Genomic DNA, 12214 nt, shown 5'->3' with positions numbered 1-12214 from the left:
CCGGTTCACAATCCTGCCCTGTATTCAGTATTTACATTTAACTTATTAATGGGCGTGGTTATTATTGTTGTACTTAATGCTTCACGGAAGAGAATGCTAAAAATGAAAGCCACAGAAGCCCGATTACTTGATTTTCTCAAACGCTCACAGCAATTTGTTATCCCGATCTATCAACGCACCTATTCATGGTCTGAGCAGCAATGCCGCCAGCTTTGGGACGATATTCTTCGTGCCGGGCAGCGTGATGATATTTCGGCCCATTTTATTGGCTCCGTTGTTTATATTGAGCAGGGGCTGTATCAGGTTTCGGGGATTTCTCCGTTGCTGGTTATTGATGGTCAGCAGCGTCTGACCACCGCAATGCTGCTGCTCGAAGCGCTATCCCGCCACCTTGGTGATGAAGAGTTAATTGATGGCTTCTCCGCCATGAAATTACGTAATTACTATTTGCTCAACCCTTATGAATCCGGGGAGAGAGGCTATAAGCTGCTGCTGACGGAGACCGATAAAGACAGCCTGCTGGCGCTGATTAAGCAAAAACCGCTGCCTGAAAACGGTTCGCAGCGTATCGCGGCCAATTTTGAATTCTTCGATGAGCAAATCAGTAAATTAGGCGATGACCTGATTTCGCTGTGTCGCGGGTTATCAAAGCTATTGATTGTCGACGTGGCGCTCAATCGTGGGCAGGACAATCCGCAGCTGATCTTTGAAAGCATGAACTCCACAGGGAAAGCGCTCAGCCAGGCCGATTTAGTGCGTAACTTTATTCTGATGGGGCTGGAGCCGGAGCATCAGGCGCGGCTGTATGATGACCACTGGCGGCCGATGGAAATTGCCTTCGGGCAGAAAGGCTACAGTGAATATTTCGATAGCTTTATGCGCCATTATCTGACGGTCAAAACAGGGGATATTCCCCGTACTGATGAAGTTTATGACGCCTTTAAACTGCATGCGCGTAGCCAGGCTATCGCCGAAGCGGGTGTCGATGCGCTGGTGGCGGATATTCAACGCTATGCGGAATATTTTTGTGCGATGGCGCTGGGCAAAGAAAGCGATAAACTACTCGCGATTGCGTTTCAGGATTTGCGGGAATTAAAAGTGGATGTTGCCTATCCGTTCCTGCTGGTGCTGTATCACGATTACCGTGAGGATGATTTATCGCGCGATGATTTCCTGGATGCAATAAGACTGATTGAGTCGTATGTTTTCCGCCGCGCGGTGTGCGCCATTCCCACTAACTCGCTAAATAAAACCTTCGCCACGTTTTATCGGGTACTGGATAAAGAAAACTATCTGGAAAGTATTCAGGCGCATTTAATGGAACTGCCGAGCTACCGACGATTTCCGGATGATGATGAATTCAGTCTTAAATTAAAAGAGCGCGATCTGTATAACTTCCGCAGCCGCAGTTACTGGCTACGTCGCCTGGAAAATTATCAGCGTAAAGAGCGCGTAGCGGTGGATGAATATACGATTGAACACATTATGCCTCAGAATGAAAATCTGCCGGCAAAATGGCGTGAAGAATTGGGCAGCGACTGGCAGCGGATACATAAAGAACGGCTGCATACGCTGGGGAATCTGACGTTAACCGGCTATAACTCGCGTTACAGTGATAAAGCCTTTGTGGAAAAACGCGATATTGAGGGTGGCTTTAAACAAAGTCCGTTGCATTTAAACGCCGGATTGGGGCTGTGCGAGAAATGGGATGAAGCAGCGATGGATGCGCGGGCTGAGCGTCTGGCGAAGCGTGCCGTTCAGGTCTGGTGCGCGCCTGCGCTGAGTGAAGAGGTGCTGAGCCAGTATCGCCAGCAGCCAGAAAAAACCATGAACTACAGCCTGACGGACTTCCATCAACTGGAAGTAGGTTCGCACAGCCGGATGCTGTTTGACCAGCTGGCGCCGGAAATTTTAAAGCTGGATGCAAGCATCACCCAGGACGTGCTGAAGCTGTATATTGCTTTCAAGGCAGAGACCAATTTTGTCGACGTGGTACCGCAGAAAAGCCGACTGCGCCTGTCGCTGAATATGCCATTCCATGAGCTGGTTGACCCGAAAGGGATGGCAAAAGATGTAACGGATCTTGGTCGCTGGGGCAATGGTGATGTAGAGGTCGGTTTCAGCGATATTGCCCAGTTGCCGTATGTTATGGGGCTGATTCGCCAGGCGTTTGAAAAACAGATGGATAGCGCGGCGGCGTAGCCTCGAGCGTCAACCCGGCAGCGCGGAGGTTGCCGGATGGCTGATTTTATGGTTTCCGCTTGCAGGGCTTATCGGCAATGACGGCGATAAACTCCTGCACCTGACGCTGCTTACGCGCGGATAATTTAGACACCCGGCGCAGCGACTGTAGCAATGCGGGCTCTTCCGGCTCCGGCTGCTTTGCCGTCAGTACGATACAGCCGTCCATCACTTTGATATCAATTTTGGTGCCGGTGGCAAAACCGGCGGCTTCCAGCCACTGGCCTTTCATGATAATCGCCGGGATACGCTGATGATCTTCAAAGCGGCTCGCGTAACTGACGGTACCTTTACGGTTATTTTCCGGGGAGACTTCTGGATCGGTGAATTCTGCAATAGAATGCGGGGTAGTCATGGTCTCTATTCCTTTTCAATAGGGATTGTGATTAGCGAGGCGCTCGTGTTGCAGCACGGGCGTCTTGCGAAAAATACCTGTACATATCATCAGGGAATAGAAGGAAAGTCCAGCTGAAAATGAATGAAAATAAGGGCGTGGATGCGGGGATGGATTATTTCTGGTGATGGGAATAAAGCGGCTATTTAGCCGCTTTATTGGTTTCTGGGGGCGGGTTAATTTATGGCGGCGTCGGTGAGAGCGTCGGCCAGGTGGAGCTGGGTTTGTTGGGCAGATTGAATTTTTAATTTAAGTTTTTCACATAATTCATTAAAATCATTCAATTTGAGCATGATTTTATCTGCTTCACTACTTGGAGGGATCGCTACAGGGCAACCTCTTAACTGAGTCTTATTAATAGATGCTAAGTTGGTTGTTTGCTTGCTTGCACTAGCAAAATAATCTCTTGAATAAGGACTATTCATGTATGTCTCAAGCCAGTAAGGATCAATGTCTTGTCCTATAATTCTTCCTTTGAAAACATGGTTTTGATTTGCTATATACCAATCATGGCACCACACAGTTGTTCTACCAACAGTATCCCAGTCACCACCTTCTGTTATTAAAAGGTCTCCTTTAATAACATGATATTTATCCTTCTCTTCCTCAGGGATATCAATCTCTTTAACTTCTGAAAGGTCAAGATAACCACGCTGAACGTTAGCCACACGTAGATAAGGGATTGAAATCAGCTTTCGGTTGGCTAAATTTCTTCCTTTAGTTATACCACTTTGGATATCAACGACGTCTTCGAATAGGCACCATCCCCATCCATCTGGCAATTCAAATGGTTTTTCCTCATCACTAATCGGTGGCAACGGTTTTTGTTTTTTAATTTTCCCGTCTTTCACCAGTTGCGCTTTTTCCTGCGCAATACGTTTGAGCAGTTCAGAGACCGGTTCGTCGTTCGGATCCTGCGGCACCAGTTTGCCCATCACCGCCAGTTGCAGAATGGTCTGTTTTAAGGCGTCAATGCTGGCTTCGGTGGTAAACAGCGTGTCGAAATGCTCGCTGATACGCGCCCAGCTTTCGGCCAGTTCATCGGCGTTCTGGCTGTCGGTTAGTGTGGTTAGCAGGGTTTCAACCAGCTGTTGATGGGCGTCCAGGCTAGCTAGGGATGATTGCTCCAATTGATTGCAGAGGGAAATAAGTGATTTAACTCTGGCGGTTATTTTAATTTGTTCATTTGATGGGGGTATTGGAATAATAATACTATTTATTTGTGCTGTGCTAATATTTGGTATTGCACTGCCTAAAGAAATAGATAGATTCGCTTCAATTCTTGTAGATAAATAGTGATAAATGAACTCTTTATCAACTGAGTAAGGCGCAATTTTACCGACTCGTTGGTTTAGAAGGAACGTGTTTTTTGTTTTATTAAACCCTAGCTTCCCTGTTGTCGCTCCAGACATAGCAATAACCATATCGCCAGGATTAACCCTCATTTCTTCCGGTAATACATTTATATTTTTTTCACTAACATATGACATGCCTCCAGTAGAAATAAATCCTGAAATGTCAATATCACCTATTTTGACTATACCAACTCCAGAATCTTGAAACTCACTACTCTTAAATGCATATCCATTTGTAAATAAAGCAATATCATTGATTCTTGCCCAGTCCCACCCCTCCGGTAGCTCAAATGGTTTCTCCTCTTCGCTAATCTCCGGCAGCGGCTTCTGCTTCTTAATTTTCCCCTGCTTCACCAGCTCGGATTTTTCCTCCGCAATACGCTCCAGCAGCACCGACGCCGGTTCGTCGTTCGAGTCCTGCGGCACCAGTTTCCCGCGCACTGCCAGCTCCAGAATCAGCTCGCGCAGCTTCTTAATGCCGTACAGGTCGATCTTACCCGAGTTGCCGCGCCCCGCCGTGGAGCGGGTTTGCAGCGCCGTGGTCCAGGTGTCGATATGGTCGACAATCAGTTTTTCCACCGCCATCAGTTGGCCTCCTTACCGGAGAGCGCCGCGCCGAGGATATCGCGCAGCTGGTGGCGCAGGGTCTGGATTTCATCCTGCTGCTTGGCGTACTGCGCCAGTAGTTCGTCGGGATCGTGGCTGACAGTTTCCGCCTGGTGCGGGTTCTTGATATCGAGATTGAAGTTGCGGGCAATCACCTCGTCGATGCTGACCTTCCACGCCTGCTCGTTCTCGACGCGGCTGGCGAAGCCGTCAGCCTCGTTGCCCCACCAGTCGATCTCGGCCTGGAATTCTTCAAACTTCATCGGCTTGGTTTTGCTGTAGTTCTTCACCCCCGCCGGGTACGGGTGCTCGTAGAACCAGATCGCTTTGGTCGGCTGGCCTTTGGTAAAGAACAGCAGGTTGGTTTTGATCCCGGTGTACGGGTTAAACACGCCGTTCGGCAGACGCACGATGGTGTGCAGGTTGCACTCCTCGGTGAGCAGCTTTTTAATCTTGGTTTTCACGCCTTCGCCAAACAGCGTGCCGTCCGGCAGTACCACCGCCGCGCGGCCGTTTTTCGCCAGCACTTCAATAATCAGTTGCAGGAACAAGTCCGCCGTTTCGCGGGTCTGCATTTCTGCCGGGAAGTTCTTCTCGATGCCGTCTTCTTCGGTGCCGCCGAACGGCGGGTTGGTGACGATCACATCCAGCTGTTCATCCCACGACGACAGCGGCTTGTTGAGGGTGTTGTCGTGACGAATTTGCACCGGCACTTCGATGCCGTGCAGCAACATATTGGTGGTCGCCAGCAGGTGCGGAAGCTGTTTTTTCTCCACGCCGTGGATCTGCTGTTGCAGCGTCTGGTGATCGGCCACGCTCTGCACGTAGTTGTTTTTTACGTGATCGAACGCGCAGGCGAGGAAGCCGCCGGTGCCGCAGGCCGGGTCCATAATCGACTCGCCGAGCTTCGGATCGACACGATCGACCATAAAGCGGGTGACGGCGCGCGGGGTATAAAACTCACCGGCATTGCCCGCCGATTGCAGATCTTTGAGGATCTGTTCGTAAATGTCGCCGAACAGGTGGCGCTCGCTGGCGCTGGTGAAGTCGATTTCGTTGAGCTTGTTGATCACCTGACGCAGCAGGGTGCCGTTTTTCATGTAGTTATAGGCATCGCTGAACGCCTGTCTGACCACAAAGCCGCGCGGGTTTTTATCGATAGGCGCGGTGAGGTTTTTCAGCGCCGGGAACAGGTCGTCGTTGACGAATTCCAGCAGGGAATCGCCGGTAATGCCCTCGGCGTTTGCCGCCCAGGTGCGCCACAGGTAGCGCTGCGGGATCGGGTACTGATAGTTATCCTGCTCCAGTTCCAGCGCCTCTTCCTGGGCGTCAAAGATTTTCAGAAACAGCAGCCAGGAGAGCTGGCCGAGACGCTGCGCATCGCCGTCCACGCCAGCGTCTTTGCGCATAATGTCTTGTAAGGATTTGATAACCGAGCTGATTGACATGATGTGTTCCATGTTTCATTAACAATAAGGCCTTCTGCTACGCGGTGGCAGCAGAAGGCACAAAAGGGGAGTGGTTACGCGGAGCGGGGCGGTAAGTGGTAGATTTCGCTCTCCAGCTCGCTGATGGCCTGATTATACCCGTTACGGTCGCCGAATCCGCTTTTAATGATCTCCGGCAGCGTACCCATGCTGTCGAACGGCTTGAGCTTCAGCACCTGAATACTCTCTATTTCCTGCACGCCCGCGTCGGCGTATTTATCCAGCAGCGTATTCAGCACCGTCTGCGCGGCGTCGGAGTATTTGGTGAAGTAGTTGCGCTTACGCACGTTCTCCGCCCGCTCTTTGCGGGTTAACGGCGGCTGACCATACACCACGTGGCACAGCATGTCGAACGGGTCGAGCTCTTTACCGACCTCTTCCGCCAGCACTTCCCAGATGATCCCCTGCTGCTCCAGTTCCTTGATGATGGCCTCTTTGCGCTCGGCGTTCTGCCACTTGCGGGTGAAATCATCCAGCGAGGCGTACTCTTTGAGCAGCGTTTTGCGGGTGTAGTCTTTGAAGGATTCGGTGACCAGCTTGCCGTCGGCATCGTAATACTGCACGCGCTGGGCAATCACGCCGACGGCGACGCCGTTGACGTGAAACTTGCGCACTTTGTTCTCGTCATCTTCCGGCAGCGGGCCGACATCGTCTGAACCGGTGACGGTATACGGCGCGGGATCTTCATCGGCACCGGTGATGTCATCTTCAGTCTCTTCTTCGTGCTCGTCGAACTGCTCTTCAAAATCAGACTCCGGGTCGGCGATATCTTCCGGCGTGGTGTCCATCACCTTTTCCGGGATACCGTCGAAGCGCTCATCGGCGAACAGTTCGGTAGCCTTTTTGAAGTCGAGGATGGTGAACCATAGCTTGCCGTAGCGTTCATCGATGCGGGTGCCGCGGCCGATGATCTGCTTGAACTTGGTCATCGACTGAATGTTTTGGTCCAGTACCACCAGTTTGCAGGTTTTGGCATCGACGCCGGTGGTCATCAGCTCGGAGGTGGTGGCGATAACCGGATAGGCCTTTTTGGGGTTAATAAAGTTATCCAGTTGGGCTTTGCCAATGTCGTCATCGCCGGTGATTTTCATCACGTACTTGTCGTTCTTCTTGACCTGTTCCGGGTTGAGATTGACCAGCGCGCGGCGCATCCGCTCCGCGTGATCGATGTCGTTACAGAAGATGATGGTTTTATCCATCGGGTTGGTGCGCTTGAGGTAATCGGTGATGGTTTTCGCCACCAGTTCGGTACGCTCATCAATCACCATCGTGCGATCAAAATCTTTCTGGTTGTAAATACGGTCGTCGATCAGCTCGCCGTTTTTATCCGTCTGGCCTTTGGTGGGACGCCAGCCCTGGAGGTCGACGTCGATATCGACGCGCACCACTTTATAAGGGGCAAGGAAGCCGTCTTCGATACCTTCTTTCAGCGAGTAGATATAGACCGGGTCGCCGAAGTAATCGGTGCTGGAGACTTCATGGGTCTCTTTCGGCGTGGCGGTTAAGCCAATCTGCGTGGCGGCGCTGAAATAGTCGAGGATTTCGCGCCACGCGCTGTCTTCCGAGGCACTGCCGCGATGGCATTCGTCGATCACAATCAGGTCGAAGAAATCCGGCGCAACTTGCTTAAAGGCTTTCTGCTCTTCTTCCGTGCCGGTAATGGCCTGATACAGCGCGAGATGGATTTCAAATGCCGGGTCGATGGTGCGCCCGGTGACCTTGGTCATCGCCGTGCCAAAGGGCAGGAAATCGTTGTTTTTGGTCTGATCGACCAGAATGTTGCGATCGGCGAGGAACAGGATCCGCTTCTTACTTTTCGCTTTCCATAAGCGCCAGATAATCTGGAAGGCGGTGTAGGTTTTCCCCGTTCCGGTCGCCATTACCAGCAGAACGCGGTTCTGCCCGGCGGAAACGGCTTCAATGGTTTTATTGATGGCCTGTAGCTGGTAATAACGCGGCGCTTTGCCGCTGCCGTCGTCGTAGTAGTCCTGAGTAATCACCGGGAGCTGGGCTTCGGTGTAGCCTTTCCAGACGCAGAGCTTGTGCCAAAGTTCGGCTGGGGATGGAAACTCATCCAGGGTAATGTGTTTTTCGAGCAGCTCGCCTTCAGTTGCCGTGGCATCACGGAAAATAAAACCGTCGCCGTTAGTGGCGAAGACGAAAGGAACGTCCAACAGGCGCGCGTACTCGATGCCTTGCTGCATCCCTTTGCCGATTTCGTGTTTGTTGGCTTTGGCTTCAATGACCGCCAGTGGAATCCCCGGCTTGTGATACAGCACGATATCGGCGGATTTCACCGTTCTACGCGCCGCGACTTTGCCGCGCACGATGACCTTACCGTCCCGGAGTTTGACCTCTTGTCTGATTTGCGTTGTGTCGTTCCAGCCAGCATCAAGGATGGCGGGCATAACGCGTTTGGTGATGATGTCTGCTTCCGTCAGGGTACTCAGGTTCAGGTCAGCCATTGGGTTGTCTCATCAAATAGCAATGGACAAATTCTACACAGAAAATTAGGAGAAATCATTACGGTCTGTGTGCATTATTGGTGTTAACTCACTGTTTTAGAAACATTCGTGAATGTTATGTTCAAATAAATGAGGTTTTAATATGGAAATTATTCAAGTATGGAGGATGTTTTTTCAGCATTTTAAACGGAAAAAATTGGATGCTGCGGTGGTTGTTTACGGCATGATCGCAATCTATTTAATTCCCTATAAGTTTCCTTTAAAAAGTTACCTGGTTGCATTTCTTTTTATATCTATTTTAATATTCTCTTGCACTCAAGAAATTCGAATCAGGGAATATATCAGTTTCTTTGTACGCACAGGCAATGACCATTTATTGACTCGGTTTGCTGGTATTCTATCGCTAACTGCATGGTCAATTTTTTTGCTTTTATTGTTGTCTGCTAATGTGTTTGTCAACACCATAACGTATTGGTTAGCAATTTTATTTTCAGTCTCTATCCTCATTAGCAGCATTTTGACGGTTTTAGATCTTGCTAGAAATAATACAGCAAAAACCCTTAAAATTATCGGCTTGGCAGTTACCGTGTTTTCAGGTGTTTTTACATTTACCAGTAGTTATTCAGCCAGTATTTTCTGGCAAATCAGCAATCTGGCGCTATCTTCCTCGCCATGGTTAGAATATTGCTGGAAAGCCACGGCGTTCCTTATGTTCTTCTTATGGCTATCACAACCAATTTGTTATGGATTATTTATCACTTACGGTGATAAAGCGAAAGGGTATCGAATATTTACATTAACGGGTGCCTTTATTATGTCAGTTTTTTTGTTTCTACTCGTTCCTAAGTTGATTGGTGATGTTGCTTACTATGTGTTAAACAGAACCATCAACTATGAATGGCATGATGAAGCAAAATGCGGTGATCTAAAAGTGAATAATAAAAATGAAAAATACTTTGGATTTAATTCTGATAAATATACCGTTTTTTATTCAGATAAAAATGATAAATGGGGTTTCTATGAGCTTACTTGCCAAAAAGGTAGCAACAGGAAAGATTCTTATGCAGTCGAATACTTACCTGAATATAATATTCCTGCGTGGTTAAAATAATAGAAACATCTTCCCCGGAGGCGGCGCTTGACGCGCCTTGTCCGGGCTACCGGCCCGCAGACGACGGGGAAGCTGTAGCCTCCGTCTGCGCAGTCTCACTCCGCTTCCCACTCCATCGCCACCTTCACCGCCATGCCCAGCTGCACCATCACCTCCCGGTGCTTCTCAATCGGCGGCAGGGCGCAGTTGATCCTTAAGCAGTTACGATACTTCCCCGATGCCGAAAATAGCGATCCCGGCGCGACCTGGATCTTCATGCGGCACAGCTGTTTGGCGACGCAGACCATATCCACCTGCTCGGGCAGTTCGACCCACAGCATAAAGCCGCCGGTTGGACGGGTGACGCAGATGCCGCAGGGAAAATATTCTCGCAGCCAGCAGGTGTAGATCTCCATATTGCGCTGGTAGATCTGCCGCATTCGCCGCACGTGGCGGTGATAGTGGCCTTCGCGAATAAAGATGGAGGCCGCCAACTGAGTCGAGGGAACGTTAGTGCCGCTGGCGGCGTATTTCATCTGTAAAAGCCGGTCATAGTAGCGGCCCGGGGCGACCCAGCCGATGCGCAGGCCGGGCGCGATGGTTTTGGTAAACGAGCTACAGAGTATGACCCTGCCGTCGATATCCCACGAGTGGATGGTGCGCGGGCGCGGGTAGTCGGTCGCCAGCTCGCCGTAAATATCATCCTCAAAAATCACGATATCGTGGCGCTGGGCGAGGCACAGCACGGCGCGTTTGCGGGCGTCCGGCATGATAAATCCCAGCGGGTTGTTGCAGTTCGGCACCAGAATGACCCCTTTGATCGGCCACTGCTCCAGCGCCAGCTCCAGGGCTTCGACGCTGATCCCGCTATTCGGATCGGTGGGGATCTCAATGGCTTTTAGCCCTAAGCCGCGCAGCATCTGCATGGTGCCGTAATAGCAAGGGGATTCGACGGCAACGATATCGCCGGGCTGGCACACCGCGAGCAGGGCTAGCGACAGCGCGCTGTGGCAGCCACTGGTGATCACCAGCTCGTCGGCGGTGACGACTGAACCGCCATCGAGCATCAGGCGGGCGATCTGCTCGCGCAGTTCGCGGCGTCCGGCCAGCTCATCGTAGCTCAGCACGTCGATAATATTATGCTGGATCACCCGGCTGAGCTCGCGCCATAGCGGTTTTAAACTTGGCTGAGATACGTCCGGGGAGCCGCCGCCGAACGGGATAATGGTTTTGTCATTGCGGGCGTCAAGCATGTTCAGCACCTGATCCCACTGGGTTATTTCCACCGGGCGTTGTACCGGGCGTGACATCGGCGGTACCGGCGGCTGGGCTTTTTGCGGGGCAACAAAATAGCCGGATCGCGGCTGCGGGGTGATGAGCTGGCGCTGCTCCAGCGTCTGATACGCCTGCTGGACGGTGCTGATGCTGACGCCGTGCTCCTGGCTCAGGCTGCGCACGGAGGGCAGCTTCTCGCCGTGGCGATACAGACCTTGTTCAATACGTTCAGCCAGCAAATTGGCCAGATGTTGGTAGCGAGTCATGCTGTATCCCTTTTTGTTGCCATACAGATGGATAAACCAGTACAGATAGGCGGTGAAAACCGCACGCAGATATCGTTTTAATCAATCTGTATGTTAAAGAAAAGTGTTTTGTGAATCTGTATTGTCTGGCCCCGGATCCGCGAAGATAAAGCCTCTGGCAAGGCGAGGAGGCAGAGGATGGAATTTCACGAGAACCGGGCAAAACAGCCGTTTATCGGCTTGGTATTTTTAGGGCGGGCGATCAGAAAATGGTGGCTTCGGATGCAAACGCGACGGATCTTGCGGCGAATGAGCGATGAACAGTTGAGAGACGTCGGATTGCGCCGGGATCAGATCAATTAAAACGTGCGGTTTTTCACCCAGCGCGCGTTCGTAGCCCCGGTAAGCGTCAGCGCGACCGGGGTTTTCCCGGAGGCGGCGCTTGACGCGCCTGTCCGGGTTACCAAACCGATACTCTATCGGGAATTTACATTCACATAATTTATCATTTCATGCTTCTCTATCCTTCGTTTCTTGATACTTACCATGATAAGTATTATTTTCCTTATCGTTAAATGAGGAAAAGAAGATGACCGAAGACGACCTGTTTGCCCGCCGCCCGATGGGGATGCGCATGGCGATGGTGGTGCGCCAGTGGCGCGCGATTATCGATTCTGCCATTACCGATACCGGCCTGACCCAGTCAAGCTGGACGGTGCTGATGCAGCTGCATCAGCTGGGGGATAACGTCTCGGTCAGCGAACTGGCGGAGGTGCAGGGCATTGAACTGCCGCCGCTGATGCGCACCCTCACGCAGCTGGAAAAGCAGGGCTATCTGCTGCGTTCTACATCGCCCTATGACAAACGCATACGCCTGCTGACGCTGACGGCGGAAGGCCGCTCGAGGCTGGACGAGCTGAACCGCGTGATTGAGACTTATCAAAATCGCGTCACCCGAACCATTCCCGAGGCGGAACTCGCCACCTTCAGCGCCACGTTAAATCACATCGCCTGCAATCTGCGGACTATCCGCGAAGAAGATAATAAGATCTAAAA

At 51.3% G+C, this 12214-nt stretch carries 9 protein-coding genes; 4 read left to right on the top strand and 5 right to left on the bottom strand.

What is annotated here, in order from left to right:
* Positions 1–102: 102 nt before the first annotated feature.
* Positions 103–2202, top strand: a complete 2100-nt coding sequence (locus ACMYSL_RS25285; RefSeq protein WP_434660301.1) for a GmrSD restriction endonuclease domain-containing protein — start codon at positions 103–105, stop codon at positions 2200–2202.
* A 46-nt stretch (positions 2203–2248) separates the two neighbouring features.
* On the opposite strand, the gene symE is transcribed toward ACMYSL_RS25285, so the two are convergent.
* The 4 genes from symE to hsdR form a co-directional block, all read right to left on the bottom strand.
* Positions 2249–2596: an endoribonuclease SymE gene (gene symE / locus ACMYSL_RS25280; RefSeq protein WP_434660300.1), complete on the bottom strand. Its 348-nt coding sequence runs from the start codon at positions 2594–2596 to the stop codon at positions 2249–2251.
* A 215-nt stretch (positions 2597–2811) separates the two neighbouring features.
* Positions 2812–4575, bottom strand: a complete 1764-nt coding sequence (locus ACMYSL_RS25275) for a restriction endonuclease subunit S (protein ID WP_434660298.1) — start codon at positions 4573–4575, stop codon at positions 2812–2814.
* Complete coding sequence (locus ACMYSL_RS25270) at positions 4575–6044, bottom strand: N-6 DNA methylase (protein ID WP_434660297.1); 1470 nt, start codon at positions 6042–6044, stop codon at positions 4575–4577. The genes ACMYSL_RS25275 and ACMYSL_RS25270 overlap by 1 nt, the downstream gene beginning before the upstream one ends.
* Positions 6045–6118: 74 nt before the next feature.
* Complete coding sequence (gene hsdR / locus ACMYSL_RS25265) at positions 6119–8548, bottom strand: EcoAI/FtnUII family type I restriction enzme subunit R (protein ID WP_434660295.1); 2430 nt, start codon at positions 8546–8548, stop codon at positions 6119–6121.
* A gap of 142 nt (positions 8549–8690) precedes the next feature.
* On the opposite strand from hsdR, the gene ACMYSL_RS25260 reads away from it, so the two are divergent.
* A complete protein-coding gene (locus ACMYSL_RS25260; RefSeq protein ID WP_434660294.1) occupies positions 8691–9659 on the top strand; it encodes a hypothetical protein in 969 nt (322 codons plus the stop codon).
* 95 nt (positions 9660–9754) lie between these two features.
* Here ACMYSL_RS25260 and ACMYSL_RS25255 read toward each other — a convergent pair whose 3' ends face one another.
* Positions 9755–11179, bottom strand: a complete 1425-nt coding sequence (locus ACMYSL_RS25255; RefSeq protein WP_434660292.1) for a PLP-dependent aminotransferase family protein — start codon at positions 11177–11179, stop codon at positions 9755–9757.
* Positions 11180–11356: 177 nt separating this feature from the next.
* Between ACMYSL_RS25255 and ACMYSL_RS25250 the strand changes: the two genes are divergently transcribed.
* Positions 11357–11521: a DUF1127 domain-containing protein gene (locus ACMYSL_RS25250; protein ID WP_182236013.1), complete on the top strand. Its 165-nt coding sequence runs from the start codon at positions 11357–11359 to the stop codon at positions 11519–11521.
* Positions 11522–11747: 226 nt separating this feature from the next.
* A complete protein-coding gene (locus ACMYSL_RS25245; RefSeq protein WP_434660290.1) occupies positions 11748–12212 on the top strand; it encodes a MarR family winged helix-turn-helix transcriptional regulator in 465 nt (154 codons plus the stop codon).
* Positions 12213–12214: the final 2 nt, after the last annotated feature.

This window comes from Klebsiella sp. MISC125 (genome assembly GCF_051131775.1).
Taxonomy (GTDB): domain Bacteria; phylum Pseudomonadota; class Gammaproteobacteria; order Enterobacterales; family Enterobacteriaceae; genus Klebsiella.
This window is presented reverse-complemented; position numbering and strand designations above follow the sequence as displayed.